This window comes from Streptomyces sp. NPDC087300 (assembly GCF_044744425.1).
Classification (GTDB): domain Bacteria; phylum Actinomycetota; class Actinomycetes; order Streptomycetales; family Streptomycetaceae; genus Streptomyces.
Map to the genome: position 1 here is coordinate 329,217 of NZ_JBIUYI010000008.1, position 17,554 is coordinate 346,770.

The 17,554-nt window shown below is 70.5% G+C and carries 15 protein-coding genes; 12 read left to right on the plus strand and 3 right to left on the minus strand.

Annotation, left to right across the window (positions count from 1 at the left end; translation table 11 throughout):
* Window positions 1–11 precede the first annotated feature (11 nt).
* Complete coding sequence (hisS, locus tag ACIO9J_RS32355; protein ID WP_402007424.1) at window positions 12–1,277, plus strand: histidine--tRNA ligase; 1,266 nt, start codon at window positions 12–14, stop codon at window positions 1,275–1,277.
* Window positions 1,278–1,359: 82 nt separating this feature from the next.
* On the opposite strand, the gene ACIO9J_RS32360 is transcribed toward hisS, so the two are convergent.
* Both ACIO9J_RS32360 and ACIO9J_RS32365 read right to left on the minus strand, forming a co-directional pair.
* The gene (locus ACIO9J_RS32360) at window positions 1,360–2,196 is read right to left on the minus strand and encodes an ABC transporter permease (RefSeq protein WP_402007426.1); all 837 of its coding nucleotides are present in this window, start codon (window positions 2,194–2,196) and stop codon (window positions 1,360–1,362) included.
* Window positions 2,193–3,059 carry an ABC transporter ATP-binding protein gene (locus ACIO9J_RS32365; protein ID WP_402007428.1) on the minus strand — a complete coding sequence of 289 codons (867 nt, stop codon included), beginning with the start codon at window positions 3,057–3,059 and terminating at the stop codon, window positions 2,193–2,195. The genes ACIO9J_RS32360 and ACIO9J_RS32365 overlap by 4 nt, the downstream gene beginning before the upstream one ends.
* Before the next feature lie 148 nt (window positions 3,060–3,207).
* On the opposite strand from ACIO9J_RS32365, the gene ACIO9J_RS32370 reads away from it, so the two are divergent.
* The 4 genes from ACIO9J_RS32370 (at window position 3,208) to rpsD (ending at window position 7,092) form a co-directional block, all read left to right on the plus strand.
* Entirely contained in the window at window positions 3,208–3,837 is a 630-nt protein-coding gene (locus tag ACIO9J_RS32370; RefSeq protein WP_402007430.1) for a vitamin K epoxide reductase family protein, read from the plus strand.
* A gap of 68 nt (window positions 3,838–3,905) precedes the next feature.
* Window positions 3,906–5,267 (plus strand): replication-associated recombination protein A, encoded by a 1,362-nt coding sequence (locus ACIO9J_RS32375; RefSeq protein WP_402007432.1) that lies wholly within the window; start codon window positions 3,906–3,908, stop codon window positions 5,265–5,267.
* A gap of 81 nt (window positions 5,268–5,348) precedes the next feature.
* Window positions 5,349–6,125: an HNH endonuclease family protein gene (locus tag ACIO9J_RS32380; RefSeq protein ID WP_402007434.1), complete on the plus strand. Its 777-nt coding sequence runs from the start codon at window positions 5,349–5,351 to the stop codon at window positions 6,123–6,125.
* 352 nt (window positions 6,126–6,477) lie between these two features.
* Window positions 6,478–7,092: a 30S ribosomal protein S4 gene (gene rpsD / locus ACIO9J_RS32385; RefSeq protein WP_055563995.1), complete on the plus strand. Its 615-nt coding sequence runs from the start codon at window positions 6,478–6,480 to the stop codon at window positions 7,090–7,092.
* Here the strand turns inward: rpsD and ACIO9J_RS32390 are convergent.
* Window positions 7,080–9,230, minus strand: coding sequence for an ATP-binding protein (locus ACIO9J_RS32390; RefSeq protein WP_402007437.1), 2,151 nt, complete (start codon window positions 9,228–9,230; stop codon window positions 7,080–7,082). The genes rpsD and ACIO9J_RS32390 overlap by 13 nt on opposite strands.
* Before the next feature lie 173 nt (window positions 9,231–9,403).
* Between ACIO9J_RS32390 and ACIO9J_RS32395 the strand changes: the two genes are divergently transcribed.
* The 7 genes from ACIO9J_RS32395 (at window position 9,404) to aroC (ending at window position 17,527) form a co-directional block, all read left to right on the plus strand.
* On the plus strand, window positions 9,404–9,850 hold the full coding sequence (locus ACIO9J_RS32395; protein WP_402007439.1) for a DUF948 domain-containing protein: 447 nt from the start codon (window positions 9,404–9,406) through the stop codon (window positions 9,848–9,850).
* 7 nt (window positions 9,851–9,857) lie between these two features.
* Window positions 9,858–10,250 carry a DUF6167 family protein gene (locus ACIO9J_RS32400; RefSeq protein ID WP_402007441.1) on the plus strand — a complete coding sequence of 131 codons (393 nt, stop codon included), beginning with the start codon at window positions 9,858–9,860 and terminating at the stop codon, window positions 10,248–10,250.
* Entirely contained in the window at window positions 10,250–12,919 is a 2,670-nt protein-coding gene (gene alaS / locus ACIO9J_RS32405) for an alanine--tRNA ligase (protein ID WP_402007443.1), read from the plus strand. Before ACIO9J_RS32400 ends, alaS begins: the two co-directional genes overlap by 1 nt.
* Window positions 12,919–13,404 carry a Holliday junction resolvase RuvX gene (gene ruvX / locus ACIO9J_RS32410; RefSeq protein ID WP_402007445.1) on the plus strand — a complete coding sequence of 162 codons (486 nt, stop codon included), beginning with the start codon at window positions 12,919–12,921 and terminating at the stop codon, window positions 13,402–13,404. Before alaS ends, ruvX begins: the two co-directional genes overlap by 1 nt.
* 124 nt (window positions 13,405–13,528) lie before the next feature.
* Window positions 13,529–15,379: an endolytic transglycosylase MltG gene (gene mltG / locus ACIO9J_RS32415; protein WP_402007447.1), complete on the plus strand. Its 1,851-nt coding sequence runs from the start codon at window positions 13,529–13,531 to the stop codon at window positions 15,377–15,379.
* Complete coding sequence (locus tag ACIO9J_RS32420) at window positions 15,369–16,208, plus strand: shikimate dehydrogenase (protein WP_402007449.1); 840 nt, start codon at window positions 15,369–15,371, stop codon at window positions 16,206–16,208. Before mltG ends, ACIO9J_RS32420 begins: the two co-directional genes overlap by 11 nt.
* A 134-nt stretch (window positions 16,209–16,342) precedes the next feature.
* Window positions 16,343–17,527: a chorismate synthase gene (gene aroC, locus ACIO9J_RS32425; RefSeq protein ID WP_402007451.1), complete on the plus strand. Its 1,185-nt coding sequence runs from the start codon at window positions 16,343–16,345 to the stop codon at window positions 17,525–17,527.
* Window positions 17,528–17,554 lie beyond the last annotated feature (27 nt).

Sequence of the window (17,554 nt, forward strand, 5' to 3'; positions counted from 1 at the left end):
AGAGAAAAACCGTGAGCACCTTCAAGGCCCCCAAGGGCACCTACGACCTGCTGCCGCCGGACTCCGCCAAGTACCTCGCGGTGCGCGAGGCGATCGCGGCCCCGCTGCGCAACTCGGGCTACGGGTACGTCGAGACGCCCGGTTTCGAGAGCGTCGAGCTCTTCGCGCGCGGCGTCGGTGAGTCCACCGACATCGTGACCAAGGAGATGTACGCCTTCACGACCAAGGGCGGCGACGAGCTCGCGCTGCGCCCCGAAGGCACCGCCTCCGTACTGCGCGCGGCCCTGGAGGGCAACCTGCACAAGGCGGGCAACCTCCCGGTCAAGCTCTGGTACTCCGGCTCCTACTACCGCTACGAGCGCCCCCAGAAGGGCCGGTACAGGCACTTCTCCCAGGTGGGCGCCGAGGCGATCGGTGCCGAGGACCCGGCGCTCGACGCCGAGCTGATCATCCTGGCCGACCAGGCGTACCGCACGCTCGGCCTGCGGAACTTCCGCATCCTGCTCAACTCGCTCGGCGACAAGGAGTGCCGCCCCGTCTACCGCGCCGCGCTCCAGGACTTCCTGCGCGGGCTCGACCTGGACGAGGAGACACGTCGACGTATCGACATCAATCCGCTCCGGGTCCTCGACGACAAGCGGGCCGACGTCCAGCAGCAGCTGGTCGGCGCGCCCTCGTTGCGTGACTACCTGTGCGACGCCTGCAAGGCGTACCACGAGCAGGTCCGCGAGCTGGTCACGGCGGCGGGCGTCGTCTTCGAGGACGACGAGAAGCTGGTCCGCGGCCTGGACTACTACACCCGCACCACCTTCGAGTTCGTCCACGACGGCCTCGGCTCGCAGTCCGCTGTCGGCGGCGGCGGGCGCTACGACGGCCTCTCCGAGATGATCGGCGGCCCTTCGCTGCCCTCGGTCGGCTGGGCGCTCGGCGTGGACCGCACGGTGCTGGCCCTGGAGGCGGAGGGCGTCGAGCTCGAACTGCCCGCGTCCACCAGCGTCTTCGCGGTGCCGCTCGGCGACGAGGCGCGCCGCGTCCTGTTCGCCAAGGTGACGGAGCTGCGCAAGGCGGGCGTCGCGGCGGACTTCTCGTACGGCGGGAAGGGCCTCAAGGGCGCGATGAAGAACGCCAACCGCTCCGGAGCGCGCTTCACCGTCGTCGCGGGCGAGCGTGACCTCGCCGAGGGCGTCGTCCAGCTCAAGGACATGGAGTCCGGCGAGCAGGAGGCCGTGGCGGTGGACGAGATCGTGCCGAAGCTGCGGGCCGAGCTCGGTAAGTAGAGCCTCTTCGGTGATTGTGGAGCGGGGTCAGGGGCAGCGCCCCGTGACCTCGCTCCTGGGACGGGGCTCACTCCACAAGGCGTCACCCGTCGCGCCGGTTCTTCCACCGGAACGTCAGCAGACACAGCACAAGACCTCCGACGCACCAGGCGCCGAGCACCAGGGCGATCTTTCCGTACTCCCAGCTGCCCGCCTGTTCGAGCACGCGTGCGGAGTCCGGCACCCCGCGAAAGCCCTGGCACATCCACTTCAGCGGGAAGAGCGCCCCGACGTTCAGCATCCAGTCCGGAATGGTGTCGATGGAGATGTAGACGCCGGAGATGAACTGGAGCACCAGGAACGGCAGGATGACCACGGAGCTCGCACTCCGGCCCGACTTCGGAACGCTGCTGATCGCGATGCCGAGCAGGGCGCAGCCGGTGAGGCCCAGGACGAAGATCCAGCCGAAGGTCAGCCAGTCGCCCGCGCGCGTGGGCAGATCGACGTCGAAGAGGCTGACGCCGACGAGCAGCAGGAGCGCCGTCTCCAGCAGGCCGGTGACCAGGACCAGCCAGATCTTCCCCAGGAAGTACGCGGCCGGGGGCATCGGCGTCCCGCGGAGCCTGCGCAGCACCTTCTCGTCCCGCTCGATCGCGATCGATATGCCCAGGGACTGGAAGCTCGTCGACATGACGCCCGCGGCGATCATCGCGGCGACGTACAGCTGGGACGCGGTGATGCCCGCGCCCGCCACGTCGTCGCTGAAGATCGACGCGAAGAGGAAGAGGAAGACGACGGGGAAGGCGAAGGTGAAGACGACCTGGTCGCGCCGGCGGAAGAACTGCCGCAGTTCCAGGACGCCTTGACGCAGGCCGAGCCCCCAGGCGCCGGGCAGCCGGTCGGTGGCGGTGCGTGTTCCCTCGGTGCCGGTGGTGGTCATCGCCCGTCCTCCTGTCCGGTCAGCCGGAGGTAGACGTCCTCCAGCGTGGGTCGGTGGATCCGCAGGTCGGGGATCTCCCCGTCGAAGGCGGCAAGGAGTTCGGCGACCGTGCGGGTCGGCGTCGCGGTGCGCTCCGCGCGCGGCGTGCCGTCCGCCGCCGTCCACTCGACGGTCGCCTCGGTGCCGTACTGCCTGCGCAGCTCCGCGGGTTCGCCCCGCGCCACCACCCGCCCCTCGGCGATCACCGCGAGCCGGTGCGCGAGCGCCTCGGCCTCCTCCAGGTAGTGCGTGGTGAGCACGATGGTCGTGCCCTCCTTCGCGAGCGCCCGGATCAGGGTCCAGAACTGCCGCCTGGCCGCCGGGTCGAAGCCCGTCGTGGGCTCGTCCAGGAGCAGCAGCTCGGGCCCGCCGATCACGCCCAGCGCCACGTCGAGCCGCCGCCGCTGCCCGCCGGAGAGGGCCTTGATCCGGCTGGTCGCCTTCTCCTCCAGGCCCACCAGCGCGATCACTTCGTCGGGGTCCCTGGGCCGGGGGTAGTAGCGCGCGAAGTGCCGCACCGTCTCGCGGACCGTCAACTCGGCGGGCGCGGATTCGTCCTGCCAGACGATTCCCACGCGCGAGCGCCAGGACCGCCCCGCCGTGCCCGGATCGGCGCCGAGCACGGTGACTTCGCCGCCGTCCCTGGCCCTGTTTCCCTGCAGAATCTCCACCGTGGTGCTCTTGCCCGCCCCGTTGGGGCCGAGGAGCCCGAAGACCTCGCCGGGCTCTATCCGCAGGTCCACGCCGTCGAGGGCGGTGACGTCGCCGTACCTCTTGCGCAGTCCCCCTACGTCGACCGCGAGTTCGTGCCGCTGTGCGCTCATGCCGTCGAGTGTCGCGCCGGAGCGAACGCCTCGGGACCTCTGTGCGTACCTCCTTATGTCCATCGAACGGTGGACACACATGCGCGTACGGCACAATGTCGGTGCCCGCGGCCACCACAAGCGACGGAACGGCGTGATGAGCAAAACGATGTCAGCGAAGGACGACGCCCTGGACGACCAGGAGACGCAGCCGGCTCCGGGTTCCGTCGGCGGCAGCCGCGCGTTCGCCCTGCTCCTGGTGATCACGGGCGCGGCCGGTGCGCTCGCCTCCTGGATCATCACCCTGGACAAGTTCGAGCTCCTGAAGGACCCGAACTTCCAGCCGGGGTGCAGCATCAACCCCGTGGTCGCCTGCGGCAGCATCATGAAGAGTGAGCAGGCCGAGGCCTTCGGGTTCCCCAACCCGATGCTGGGCCTGGTCACCTACGGCATCGTGATCTGCGTCGGCATGAGCCTGCTCGCCGGGGCCCGCTTCCCGCGCTGGTACTGGCTCACCTTCAACGCGGGCACGCTCTTCGGCGTCGGATTCTGCACCTGGCTGATGATCCAGTCGCTCTACCACATCAACGCGCTCTGCCTCTGGTGCTGCCTCGCCTGGGTCGCCACGCTCCTGATGTTCTGGTACGTCACGTCCTTCAACATCCGCAAGGGTTTCCTGCCCGCCCCGCGCTGGGCCAGGACCTTCCTGGAGGACTTCACCTGGGCGCTCCCCGTGATGCACATCGGCGTCATCGCGATGCTGATCCTCACCCGCTGGGGCGCCGACCTCTGGGCGTGAGGCCCCTGTTCGCCCCGGGATCCCGCCTCCCGGCGGGATTGTCAGTGGGGTGACATAGGGTTCTGGACGTGGAGCCCGACCTGTTCACCGCCGCAGCCGAAGACCGCCAGGAGAAGGACCCGTCCAGCAGTCCCCTGGCCGTCCGGATGCGTCCGCGCACCCTCGACGAAGTCGTCGGCCAGCAGCATCTGCTGAAGCCGGGCTCACCCCTGCGCCGCCTGGTGGGCGAGGGCGAGGGAGGACCCGCGGGCCCCTCCTCGGTGTTCCTGTGGGGCCCGCCGGGCATCGGCAAGACGACCTTGGCGTACGTGGTGTCCAAGGCCACGAACAAGCGCTTCGTCGAGCTCTCCGCGATCACCGCGGGCGTCAAGGAAGTGCGCGCGGTCATCGACGGCGCCCGCAGGGCGATGGGCGGCCACGGCAAGGAGACCGTCCTCTTCCTCGACGAGATCCACCGCTTCAGCAAGGCCCAGCAGGACTCCCTGCTGCCGGCCGTCGAGAACCGCTGGGTGACGCTGATCGCGGCCACCACCGAGAACCCGTACTTCTCGATCATCTCGCCGCTCCTTTCCCGCTCCCTGCTGCTCACCCTCGAACCGCTCACCGACGACGACCTGCGCGGCCTGCTGCGCCGGGCGCTCACCGACGAGCGGGGTCTCGGCGGCGCCGTCGAGCTGCCCGAAGAGGCCGAGGCGCATCTGCTGCGCATCGCGGGCGGCGACGCCCGGCGCGCGCTGACCGCCCTCGAAGCGGGCGCGGGATCGGCCCTGGCCAAGGGCGACAAGGCGATCACCCTCCAGACCCTGGAGGAGTCGGTCGACCGCGCCGCGGTGAAGTACGACAGGGACGGCGACCAGCACTACGACGTCGCCAGCGCCCTCATCAAGTCCATCCGCGGCTCGGACGTGGACGCGGCCTTGCACTATCTGGCCCGCATGATCGAAGCGGGCGAGGACCCCCGCTTCATCGCCCGGCGCCTGATGATCTCCGCGAGCGAGGACATCGGCCTCGCCGACCCCACCGCGCTGCCCCTCGCGGTCGCCGCGGCCCAGGCCGTCGCGATGATCGGCTTCCCGGAGGCCGCGCTCACCCTCAGCCACGCCACGATCGCCCTCGCACTCGCCCCGAAGTCGAACGCGGCGACGATCGCGATCCAGCAGGCCCAGGCCGACGTCCGCGGCGGCCTCGCGGGCCCCGTCCCGCCGCACCTGCGCGACGGCCACTACAAGGGCGCGGCCAAGCTCGGCCACGCCCAGGGCTATCTGTATCCGCACGACGTGCCGGGCGGCATCGCGACCCAGCAGTACGCGCCGGACATGATCGAGGGCAAGCGGTACTACCAGCCCACTCGGTACGGGGCGGAGGCGCGCTACGCCGACGTGGTCGAGCGGGTCCGCGCCCGGCTCAAGGGCGAGAAGACCGAGAACTGAGCGCTCACCTCCGCGGGTGTCTCGTGGCTGGGCGCGCCGTTCCCCGCGCCCCTTCGGGCGCATCCGCCTAGGCTCGGCGCCATGGGCAGAACGACTGGTCCTGGCATGACGGCGGTGCTCGTCCTGGCCGCCGTGGCCGCGGCCTGCACGCCGCCGCAGCTGGACCGCGCGGAATCCCGCCGCGCGACGCGCCCTCCCACGACGGCCCCGCCCACCACGGCCAGCAAGCCTCCGTCGTCCCCGACACCCTCACCGTCGAAGGCCCCCCTCGCCAGCCCCGGCTTCCCGCCGACCGCGGCGCGGGCCCGCGAGCAGCTCGCCCGTCTCACCGTCGCCTGGGGCAAGAACTGGCAGACGTACAAGCGCTCCGAATTCGGCGAGGGCTGGTCCGACGACACCGACGCCCCGGGCGGGCGCAACGGCTGCGACACCCGCGACGACGTGCTCCGACGCGACCTGCGGAACCTGCGCGAGGGCGACCGCAACCCCTGCGTCGTACTCTCCGGGACGCTCCTGGACCCCTACACCGGCAAAGAGCTGCCCTACTCCTACCGCAGGGCCTCCCAGATCCAGACCGACCACGTCGTCGCGCTCGGTGCCGCCTGGCGGACCGGGGCGTGGGCCTGGACCCCGAAGCAGCGCCTGACCTACGCCAACGACCTGGACGTACTGCTCGCCGCCGACAAGGACACCAACTACGAGAAGAGCAGCCAGACCCCCGACAAGTGGAAGCCACCCCGCAAGGAATACTGGTGCGAGTACGGGCGCCGCTGGACCGGGATCAAGGCCAAGTACCGGCTGACGGTCACCGCCCCCGAGAAGCTGGCCCTCCAGGACCTCCTCGGCACCTGCGGCTGAGGCACCCCCTGCCACCCGGTACACTTGCCCGAAGTGCTGCGTCCCGTGTCCGGTCTCGTACCGGCACCACCAGAACGGGACATCCAGCCGGAACCCCACCGCCGCGAGGCACCGGGGATCCAGGAGCGTCGCGCACCGTCGAAGGTGTCGCGGGCAGCCCACCACCACCCCGGAGTCCCGGGAATCGGTCGGTGGGCCACTCGCGTGCTGCACATAGTGCCCAGACCAGGGAGCGGCTGCCTCACGGCCCACGGCTTTCGAGCCCGGCGTCCACGAGGTTTCCCAGGCTGCGGATGCGACCTCCCCTAACCACTGGTGAAGCCGATTTCACAGAGAACAGAGAGGTTGGTTCATGCCGAACCAGTCCCGCCCCAAGGTCAAGAAGTCGCGTGCCCTCGGCATTGCGCTGACCCCGAAGGCCGTCAAGTACTTCGAGGCCCGTCCCTACCCGCCGGGCGAGCACGGCCGTGGGCGCAAGCAGAACTCGGACTACAAGGTCCGTCTGCTGGAGAAGCAGCGTCTGCGCGCGCAGTACGACCTCTCCGAGCGTCAGCTGGTCCGTGCCTACGAGCGTGCGTCCAAGACGCAGCTCAAGACCGGTGAGGCCCTGGTCATCGAGCTGGAGCGTCGTCTCGACGCCCTGGTTCTGCGTTCGGGCATCGCCCGCACGATCTACCAGGCCCGCCAGATGGTCGTGCACGGCCACATCGAGGTCAACGGCGGCAAGGTCGACAAGCCGTCGTACCGCGTCCGTCCCGACGACGTCGTGATGGTCCGCGAGCGCAGCCGCGAGAAGCCGCTGTTCCAGGTCGCGCGCGAGGGTGGCTTCGCCCCCGACGGCGAGACCCCGCGCTACCTCCAGGTGAACCTGAAGGCCCTGGCCTTCCGCCTGGACCGCGACCCGAACCGCAAGGAGATCCCCGTGATCTGCGACGAGCAGCTCGTCGTCGAGTACTACGCCCGCTGACCCGGACGTAGCTCACCCTGCTTCAGCCCGTCGCCTCCCCGCCCTTCCTGGCGGGGCAGGCGGCGGGTTCGCTCGTTCCTGGGGTCCGTTCCGGAGCCGTCGTCGGCCCGCAGCGCCCGCGCCACCGCCGCGTCGAGGCCGAGCTCCGCGCCCGTCCGCAGGCACTCCTCGTACCGCTCGTCGCCCAGCGCCTCCCTGGCCCGCTCCTCGCACGCCGCGTGCGGCCCGCCGAAATGGGCCGAGCCGAACAGCGGCAGTCCCACCGAGGGCCAGATGCCGGCGGCCGCGCCCTGCAGCACCGCCGCCTCCGCGGGATCCCCCTCGGCGGCCGTGAACAGGGCGAGCAGTTCGAGGGAGAGGACCGCGCCGAGCAGATCGTGGAAACGGTGGTCCAGGTCGAGCGACCGGGCGAGCAGCTCACGGGCCGTGCGCGCCTCGCCGCGGGTCCAGGCCGCGTAACCGAGGACGTAGAGGGCGTAGGCGAGGGCCCAGCTCTCGCCGTGGTCCTCGCAGACCTGGCGCACGTCCTCGCAGAGCTCCACCGCGGCGGCGAGCTCACCGCCGAAGGCCAGCGCCATGCCCAGCTCGACCTGGCCCATCAGGACGTTGCTGTTGAGCTCGCCGATCTCGTGATAGCGGTCGAGCGCCGAACGCAGCAGCGACTGCGCCCGTGCGATGTCGTCACAGACCAGGGCCAGACAGCCGATGCGGTGCTCGGCGTACGCGATCGCGACGGCGCTGCCGGTGTGCTCCGCCTGGTCGCGGCACTCGTGCAGCGCGGCGAGCGCGGGGACCGTGTCGCCTTGGAGGACCGCGACGTAGCCGAGCACCCAGAGCGCCTTGAGCCGCGACTCCTCGTGGCCGCCGTCCAGCTCCAGGGCCCGGCCGAGCCAGTGCCTGCCCTCGGCGAGGTGCCCGCAGCCGACCCAGTAGAACCAGAGCGTGCCCGCGAGGTACTGCCCCAGGTGCGCCTCGTCCCGCTCGGTCAGACAGAACTCCAACGCGGCGCGCAGATTGGGCAGTTCCATGTCGACCAGGGCCGCGACCTGCGCCTGCCGGGGCGAGAACCAGTCCAGCTCGCACCAGGTGGCGAGCCCCATGTACCAGTCGCGGTGCCTGCGGCGCATCCGGGTGGACTCGCCCGCCGCCGTCAGCCAGTCCGCGCCGTACGCCCTGACCGTGTCGAGCATGCGGTACCGCACGCCCGCCGGGCCGTCCTCGCGGCTGACCACGGACTGCGCGAGCAGCTCCCCGAGGACGTCCAGCACGTCGTCGGCGTGCAGCCCGCCCCCCGCACAGATGTATTCGACCGCCTCCAGGTCGAACTGTCCGTCGAACACCGAGAGCCGCGACCACAGCAGCCGCTCCTCGGGGGTGCACAGTTCATGGCTCCAGCCGATGGCCGTGCGCAGCGTCTGGTGCCGGGTCGGCACATCGCGCCTGGCCCCGGTGAGCAGCTGGAACCGGTCGTCGAGCCGGGTGAGCAGCTGCCCGGGGGAGAGCGCCCGCAGCCGCCCCGCGGCCAGTTCGACGGCGAGCGGGATGCCGTCCAGGCGACGGCACACCTCAAGGACGTCCGCGCGGTTGGCGTTGTCGACGGCGAAGTCGGGCAGGGCCTCTGCCGCCCGGTCGGTGAAGAGCGCGACGGCGTCGGATGCGGGCAGCGGCGCGAGCGGGAAGAGCTGCTCGCCCGCGGTCTCCAAAGGCCTGCGCCCCACGGCGAGCACCCGGAGCCCGGGGGAGTGGATGAGCAGGTCGTTCACCAGCGAGGCGCAGACGTCGACGAGATGCTCGAACCCGTCGACGACGAGGAGCAGTTCCCGTTCCGCGAGATGCCCGAGGAGCACCTGGCGCGGCGCCCTGCTGGTGTGGTCCGTCAGCTCCAGGGCCTCCACGACCGCGTGTTCCACCAGGTCCGGGTCGCGCAACGTGGTGAGATCCACCAGCCAGGCCCCGTCGCGCGGCCCGCTCGCCGCGGCGGCCCGCGCGGCAAGCCGCGACTTGCCGACCCCGCCGACCCCGGTCACCGTGACCAGCCGCCCGGCCTCCAACGCCGCTGCCAGCTCCGCGAGTTCGACGGTGCGCCCGACGAATGCGTTGAGTTCCAGGGGGAGGTTGCCGGGCCGAAGAGGTCGCATGGGGTACGGAGCGTACTCATCCGTATGCGGTCCGTACAATCACTTCGGGCAACTCCTGCCGCCCCGAGGGGGAATGCGGTACGGACGTGCGGCCCCGGCGCGATAGGGTCGGGGGACGACTTTTCGATGGTCGCGAACGATGTTCAGGGACGAGATCCAGGGAGCGGTGCCAAGTGTCGGGTGGAGAGGTTGCCGGAATCCTGGTGGCCGTCTTCTGGGCGATCCTGGTCTCCTTCCTCGCGGTGGCACTGGCGAGGCTGGCCCAGACGCTCAGGGCGACCACCAAGCTCGTCGCGGAGGTGACGGAGCAGGCGGTTCCGCTCCTGGCCGACGCCTCCACCGCGGTGCGCTCCGCGCAGACCCAGATCGACCGCGTCGACGCCATCGCGTCGGACGTCCAGGAAGTCACCTCGAACGCGTCGGCGCTGTCCACGACCGTCGCGTCCACCTTCGGCGGCCCGCTCGTCAAGGTGGCCGCGTTCGGCTACGGCGTACGCAGGGCCATCAGCCGCAAGGCCGGTCCCGAGTCGAAGGAAATGCCCGCCAAGCCGTCCCGTCGTACGGTGATCGTGGGCCGCACCGTCCCGGTCGCACGGCGGGGTAAGCGGAAGAAGGACTGACGCAGCGATGTTCCGCCGTACGTTCTGGTTCACCGCGGGCGCAGCCGCCGGCGTATGGGCCACCACGAAGGTCAACCGCAAGCTCAAGCAGCTGACGCCCGAGAGCCTCGCCGCGCAGGCCGCGAACAAGGCGATCGAGGCGGGGCACCGCCTGAAGGACTTCGCCCTCGACGTCCGCGACGGCATGGCCGAGCGCGAGGCCGAGCTGGGTGAGGCCCTCGGCATGAACCACCACCCCGACACCGAGCTGCCCGCGCAGCGGCGCTTCGCGGTCATCGAGAACCGCGCCGCGACCAAGACCGACCGGCGCGACAGCGCCGACAAGCACGACAGCACCGACAACAAGACGAAGTACCTCGAGAACACGCGGTACTCGTACGACCGGAATGAGGACCACTGATGGAGTCGGCTGAAATCCGCCGCCGCTGGCTGAGCTTCTTCGAGGAGCGCGGGCACACCGTCGTCCCTTCGGCGTCGCTCATCGCGGACGACCCGACTCTGCTCCTGGTCCCCGCCGGCATGGTGCCCTTCAAGCCCTACTTCCTGGGTGAGGTCAAGCCGCCCGCACCGCGCGTCACCAGCGTGCAGAAGTGCGTGCGCACGCCCGACATCGAAGAGGTCGGCAAGACCACGCGCCACGGCACGTTCTTCCAGATGTGCGGCAACTTCTCCTTCGGCGACTACTTCAAGGAAGGCGCCATCAAGCTGGCCTGGGAGCTGCTCACCAGCTCCGTGGCCGACGGTGGCTACGGCCTGGAGCCGGAGAAGCTCTGGATCACCGTCTACCTCGACGACGACGAGGCCGAGCGCATCTGGCACGAGGTCGTCGGCGTCCCCAAGGAGCGCATCCAGCGCCTGGGCAAGAAGGACAACTTCTGGTCCATGGGCGTACCCGGACCCTGCGGCCCCTGCTCGGAGATCAACTACGACCGCGGTCCCGAGTTCGGCGTCGAGGGCGGCCCGGCCGTCAACGACGAGCGCTACGTGGAGATCTGGAACCTGGTCTTCATGCAGTACGAGCGCGGCCAGGGCACCTCGAAGGAGGACTTCGAGATCCTCGGCGAGCTGCCGACGAAGAACATCGACACCGGTCTCGGCCTCGAGCGCCTCGCCATGATCCTGCAAGACGTGCAGAACATGTACGAGACCGACACCCTGCGCGTCGTCATGGACAAGGCCACCGAGCTGACCGGCGTGCGCTACGGCGCCGAGCACGGCTCGGACGTCTCGCTGCGCGTGGTCGCCGACCACATCCGTACGTCCGCGATGCTCATCGGCGACGGCGTCACGCCCGGCAACGAGGGCCGCGGCTACGTCCTGCGCCGCATCATGCGCCGCGCCATCCGCAACATGCGGCTGATGGGCGCCACCGGTTCGGTCGTCAAGGACCTCGTCGACGTCGTGATCGACACGATGGGTCTCCAGTACCCGGAGCTCGTCACCGACCGCAAGCGCATCGAGACCGTCGCGCTCGCCGAGGAGGCCGCCTTCCTCAAGGCCCTCAAGGGCGGCACGAACATCCTCGACACCGCCGTCACCGAGACCAAGGCCGCCGGCGGCCAGGTCCTCTCCGGCGACAAGGCGTTCCTGCTGCACGACACGTGGGGCTTCCCGATCGACCTCACCCTGGAGATGGCCGCCGAACAGGGCCTTTCCGTGGACGAGGACGGCTTCCGCCGCCTGATGAAGGAGCAGCGGGACCGCGCCAAGGCCGACGCCATGGCCAAGAAGACCGGCCACGCCGACCTGCACGCCTACCGCGAGATCGCGGACGCCGCGGGCGCCACCGACTTCACCGGCTACGCGCTCACCGAGAACGAGGCCTCGATCGTCGGCCTCCTGGTCAACGGCGTCTCCTCGCCCGCCGCCACCGAGGGCGACGAGGTCGAGATCGTCCTCGACCGCACCCCGTTCTACGCCGAGGGCGGCGGCCAGATCGGTGACACCGGGCGGATCCGCCTGGACAGCGGCGCGATCGTCGAGATCCGTGACGTGCAGAAGCCGGTCCCCGGCGTCCACGTGCACAAGGGTGTCGTCCAGGTCGGCGAGATCACCGTCGGTGCCCCGGTCTGGGCCTCGATCGACTCGCACCGCCGCCGCGCGATCGCCCGCGCCCACTCCGCCACGCACCTCACGCACCAGGCGCTGCGCGACGCGCTCGGCCCGACGGCCGCCCAGGCGGGTTCGGAGAACCAGCCCGGCCGCTTCCGCTTCGACTTCGGTTCGCCGTCCGCCGTGCCCACGGCCGTGATGACGGACGTCGAGCAGAAGATCAACGCGGTGCTCTCGCGCGAACTCGACGTGCAGGCCGAGGTCATGTCGATCGACGACGCCAAGAAGCAGGGCGCCATCGCCGAGTTCGGCGAGAAGTACGGCGAGCGCGTGCGCGTGGTCACCATCGGCGACTTCTCCAAGGAGCTGTGCGGCGGCACCCACGTGCACAACACCGCCCAGCTGGGCCTGGTGAAGCTGCTCGGCGAGTCCTCCATCGGCTCCGGCGTGCGCCGCATCGAGGCCCTGGTCGGCGTCGACGCGTACAACTTCCTCGCCAAGGAGCACACGGTCGTCGCCCAGCTCCAGGAGCTGGTCAAGGGCCGTCCCGAGGAGCTCCCCGAGAAGGTCTCCGCCATGCTCGGCAAGCTGAAGGACGCCGAGAAGGAGATCGAGAAGTTCCGCGCGGAGAAGGTCCTCGCCGCTGCCGCGGGGCTCGTCGACTCCGCCAAGGACGTACACGGTGTCGCCCTGGTCACCGGTCAGGTGCCGGACGGCACGGGCGCCGACGACCTGCGCAAGCTGGTCCTCGACGTGCGCGGCCGCATCCCGGGCGACCGGCCCGCGGTCGTCGCCCTCTTCGCCACGGCCAACGGCCGCCCGGTCACGGTGATCGCCACCAACGAGGCGGCCCGCGAGCGCGGCCTCAAGGCGGGCGACCTGGTCCGTACGGCGGCCAAGACACTCGGCGGCGGTGGCGGCGGCAAGCCGGACGTCGCCCAGGGCGGCGGCCAGAACCCGGCCGCGGTCGGCGACGCCATCGCCGCGGTCGAGCGCCTCGTCACCGAGACGGCCTGATGACCGAGTCCGCCCAGGGCATGCGCCGGGGTCGACGGCTGGCCATCGACGTCGGCGACGCCCGCATCGGGGTCGCCTCGTGCGACCCCGACGGGATCCTCGCCACCCCGGTCGAGACGGTGCCGGGTCGCGACGTCCCGGCGGCCCAGCGCCGCTTGAAGCAGCTCGTCGACGAGTACGAGCCGATCGAGATCGTGGTCGGCCTCCCTCGCTCCCTCAACGGGGGCGAGGGCCCGGCGGCCGCCAAGATCCGCGCTTTCACCCAGGTGCTCGCCCGCATGGTGGCCCCCATTTCGGTGAGGCTCGTGGACGAGAGGATGACCACAGTGACGGCCAGTCAGGGCCTGCGCGCCTCCGGCGTGAAGTCCAAAAAGGGCAGGTCTGTCATCGATCAGGCGGCCGCGGTGATCATCCTCCAGCAGGCCCTGGAGTCCGAACGGGCGTCAGGCAAAGCTCCCGGCGAGGGCGTCGAAGTGGTCATCTGATCGCGATACGGTAACGTTCCGCGCGATGCGGCGGTGTTCGAACAGCTGCCGCACAGCATCAAGAGGCGGAACGGTTGCCCGGCGATTCGGACGGTGGCCCCGCCTCGCGGCATGTAGGGGATCGATGACTGAGTATGGCCGGGGCCCAGGCTCCGAACCGTGGCATCCGGAGGACCCGTTGTACGGGGACGGCGGATGGGGAGGTCAGACGCCCACGGGCGAGCAGTCCACCTACGGCGGCCAGGGGCAGTACCACCCGCAGCAGCCGCATCAGCATCAGCAGCAGTCCCCGTACGGAGACTGGAACACCGGCCAGCAGCAGTCCTACGCCCAACAGCAGTACGACACCGGGCAGCAGCAGTACGGCACCGGCCAGCAGCAGTACGGCGCGGGTCAGCAGCAGTACGGCACCGGCCAGCAGCAGTACGGCGCGGGTCAGCAGCAGTACGACACCGGCCAGGGTCAGTACGACACCGGGCAGCAGCAGTTCGGCGCCGGGCCCCAGCAGGGCTACGGCGCCGGCGCGGCCCAGGCCTACAACGGCGGCTCCGACCAGGGCTACAACGGTGGCTGGGACGCCGGCGGCCAGGGTCAGGTCCCCTACGGCGGCGATCCGATGGACCCCTACGGCGGTCAGCAGGGCGGCTACGGCGGCGAGAGCCCCGACTACTACGCGACGCCCGACGCCTACGCCCCGCCGGAGCCGCCCGCCCGCCGACGCCCCGCCGCGCCGGCCGAGCCGGAGCGCGAAGCGGACTGGGATCCGGGCCCCGACCAGGGCGAACACGCCTTCTTCGCGGACGGCGGAGACGACGGCTACGACGATGACGACGACCCGGGGCGCCGGGGCGGACGGGGCGACCGGCGCGGCGGACGGGGCGGAAAGAAGCCCAAGAAGCGCCGCAGCGGCTGCGCCTGTCTGGTCGTCACGCTCGTCTTCGCGGGCGGTCTCGGCGGCGTCGCGTATTTCGGCTACCAGTTCTACCAGGACCGTTTCGGCACGGCCCCGGACTTCGCGGGAGAGGGCTCCGGCAAAGCGACCGTGGAGATCCCCAAGGCCTCCAGCGGATACGCGATCGGACAGAAACTCAAGGACGCCGGAGTCGTCAAGAGCGTCGACGCCTTCGTCTCGGCGCAGGGCCAGAATCCACAGGGCAAGTCCATTCAGGCGGGCGTCTATCTCCTGAAGAAGGAGATGTCCGCCAAGAGCGCCGTCGAATTGATGCTCAACCCCAAGAGCCGCAGCAACCTCATCATCCCCGAGGGCAGGCGGAACGCTTGGGTCTATCAGCAGATCGACACGCGTCTGGAGCTGGACAAGGGCACCACGGCAAAGGTCGCGAAGAAGGAATGGAAGACCTTCGGACTTCCCGACTGGGCGAATACGAACAAGGACATCAGGGATCCGCTGGAAGGATTCCTCTATCCCGCCAGCTATCCGGTCGCCAAGGGCCAGAAGCCCGAGGCTGTCCTCAAGGACATGGTCGCCCAGGCCAATGAGAAGTACGACGAGATGGGCCTCAAGTCGAAGGCCGACGCACTGCATCTGAAGGACCCGTTGCAGGTCCTGACCGTGGCCAGTCTCGTGCAGGCCGAGGGCATGACGCACGACGACTTCAAGAAGATGGCCGCCGTCGTCTACAACCGCCTGAAGACGTCGAACACGGTGACCAACCAGAAACTCGAATTCGACTCGGCGTACAACTACCTCAAGGGTCAGAGCAAGATCAAGATTCCGATCTCCGAGATCAGGAACGATCCCGACCCCTACAACACCTACTACCACAGGGGTCTTCCGCCGGGACCGATCGGAAACCCGGGTGACGAGGCGCTGAAGGCCACGCTGGCTCCGGACAGCGGCGGCTGGATGTTCTTCGTCTCCGTCGACGGCAAGAAGACCCAGTTCACCAAGACACTGGCCGAGCACGACCAACTGGTCGACAAACTCAATGAGCGGCAGAGCAATGGCGGCTGAACGCGAAAGCGGCCGCCGGGCCGCGGTCCTGGGATCTCCGATCGCCCACTCCCTCTCCCCGGTGCTGCACCGCGCCGCATACGGGGAGCTGGGACTGAGCGACTGGACGTACGACCGTTTCGAGATCGACGAGGCGGCGCTCCCCGGATTCATCGGCGGACTCGGTTCCGAATGGGCCGGGCTTTCGCTGACCATGCCGTTGAAGCGGGCGATCATTCCGCTGCTCGACGAGGTCAGCGAGACCGCGGCGTCCGTCGAGGCCGTCAACACGGTCGTGTTCGGCGCGGACGGCAGCCGGCGCGGTGACAACACCGACATCCCCGGCATGGTCGCGGCCCTGCGCGAGTGCGGCATCGAGCAGGTCGAGTCCGCCGCGATCCTCGGCGCGGGCGCCACCGCGTCCTCCGCGCTGGCCGCGCTCGCCCGGATCTGCACGGGCGAGGTCGTCGCGTACGTGCGCAGCGAGGCCCGTGCCGCCGAGATGCGGCAGTGGGGCGAGCGGCTCGACGTCGACGTCAGGACCGAGGCCTGGGACGACGCACGGGAGGCGCTGAGCGCGCCGCTGGTGATCGCCACCACCCCGGCGGGCACCACGGACGCCCTCTCCGCCGTCGTCCCCGAGCGGCCCGCCACCCTCTTCGACGTGCTGTACGACCCGTGGCCCACCGCTCTCGCGGCCCGCTGGTCGGCGTACGGCGGGGCCGTCGTCAGCGGCCTCGACCTGCTCGTCCACCAGGCCGTGCTCCAGGTCGAGCAGATGACGGGGCAGGCCTCCGCGCCGCTGGACGTCATGCGCAAGGCGGGGGAGCAGGCGCTCGCCGGACGCTGACCGGCGTCCGCCTGCTGGACCGGCGGCCAGGTCGGCGCCCGGCCATGGGAGGATCGGGGGATGGCGGGCCAGGGCCGCGCACCCGGCCGCGCCGTCGAAGACCGCAGTTCCAGGCGCGAGCATGAGGAGCACCGTTGAGCAGGTTGCGCTGGCTGACCGCTGGGGAGTCCCACGGACCCGCACTTGTGGCGACGCTGGAGGGACTTCCCGCCGGCGTGCCGATCACCACGGAGATGGTGGCCGACCACCTGGCCCGGCGCCGCCTCGGCTATGGACGCGGTGCGCGCATGAAGTTCGAGCGCGACGAGGTCACCTTCCTGGGCGGCGTCCGGCACGGCCTGACCATGGGCTCGCCGGTCGCGGTCATGGTGGGCAACACCGAGTGGCCCAAGTGGGACCAGGTCATGGCGGCCGACCCGGTCGACCCGGAGATCCTCGCCGACCTGGCGAGGAACGCCCCGCTGACCCGCCCCCGGCCCGGCCACGCCGACCTGGCGGGCATGCAGAAGTACGGCTTCGACGAGGCCAGGCCGATCCTGGAGCGCGCCTCCGCCCGGGAGACCGCGGCCCGTGTCGCGCTCGGCGCGGTCGCCCGCTCGTACCTGAAGGAGACGGCCGGGATCGAGGTCGTCAGCCACGTCGTCGAGCTGGCCGCCGCCAAGGCTCCGTACGGCGTCGTGCCCACCCCCGCCGACGTCGAGAAGCTCGACGCCGACCCGGTGCGCTGCCTCGACGCCGACGCGTCGAAGGCGATGGTCGCCGAGATCGACCAGGCCCACAAGGACGGCGACACCCTGGGCGGTGTCGTCGAGGTGGTCGCGTACGGCGTGCCCGTGGGCCTCGGCTCGCACGTGCACTGGGACCGGCGCCTCGACGCGCGGCTCGCCGCCGCGCTGATGGGCATCCAGGCCATCAAGGGCGTCGAGCTCGGCGACGGCTTCGACCTCGCGCGCGTGCCCGGTTCCCAGGCGCACGACGAGATCGTCTCCACCGAGGACGGCATCAAGCGCACCTCGGGACGCTCCGGCGGCACCGAGGGCGGTCTGACCACCGGTGAACTGCTGCGGGTGCGTGCCGCGATGAAGCCCATCGCGACCGTGCCGCGCGCGCTCGCCACCATCGACGTGGCGACCGGCGAGGCCACCAAGGCGCACCACCAGCGCTCCGACGTCTGCGCGGTCCCCGCGGCCGGCATCGTCGCCGAGGCGATGGTCGCGCTCGTGCTGGCCGACGCGGTCGCCGAGAAGTTCGGCGGCGACAGCGTCCCCGAGACCCGGCGCAACGTGCGGAGCTACCTCGAGAACCTGCAGATCCGGTGAGCGGCCCGCTGATCGTCCTGATCGGGC

Coding starts and splice junctions, on each gene's coding strand:
- ACIO9J_RS32360 (WP_402007426.1), bottom strand. CDS start 2,196: ATGACCACCACCGGCACCGAGGGAACACGCACCGCCACCGACCGGCTG.
- ACIO9J_RS32365 (WP_402007428.1), bottom strand. CDS start 3,059: ATGAGCGCACAGCGGCACGAACTCGCGGTCGACGTAGGGGGACTGCGC.
- ACIO9J_RS32370 (WP_402007430.1), top strand. CDS start 3,208: ATGTCAGCGAAGGACGACGCCCTGGACGACCAGGAGACGCAGCCGGCT.
- ACIO9J_RS32380 (WP_402007434.1), top strand. CDS start 5,349: ATGGGCAGAACGACTGGTCCTGGCATGACGGCGGTGCTCGTCCTGGCC.
- rpsD (WP_055563995.1), top strand. CDS start 6,478: ATGCCGAACCAGTCCCGCCCCAAGGTCAAGAAGTCGCGTGCCCTCGGC.
- ACIO9J_RS32390 (WP_402007437.1), bottom strand. CDS start 9,230: ATGCGACCTCTTCGGCCCGGCAACCTCCCCCTGGAACTCAACGCATTC.
- ACIO9J_RS32400 (WP_402007441.1), top strand. CDS start 9,858: ATGTTCCGCCGTACGTTCTGGTTCACCGCGGGCGCAGCCGCCGGCGTA.
- alaS (WP_402007443.1), top strand. CDS start 10,250: ATGGAGTCGGCTGAAATCCGCCGCCGCTGGCTGAGCTTCTTCGAGGAG.
- ruvX (WP_402007445.1), top strand. CDS start 12,919: ATGACCGAGTCCGCCCAGGGCATGCGCCGGGGTCGACGGCTGGCCATC.
- mltG (WP_402007447.1), top strand. CDS start 13,529: ATGACTGAGTATGGCCGGGGCCCAGGCTCCGAACCGTGGCATCCGGAG.
- ACIO9J_RS32420 (WP_402007449.1), top strand. CDS start 15,369: ATGGCGGCTGAACGCGAAAGCGGCCGCCGGGCCGCGGTCCTGGGATCT.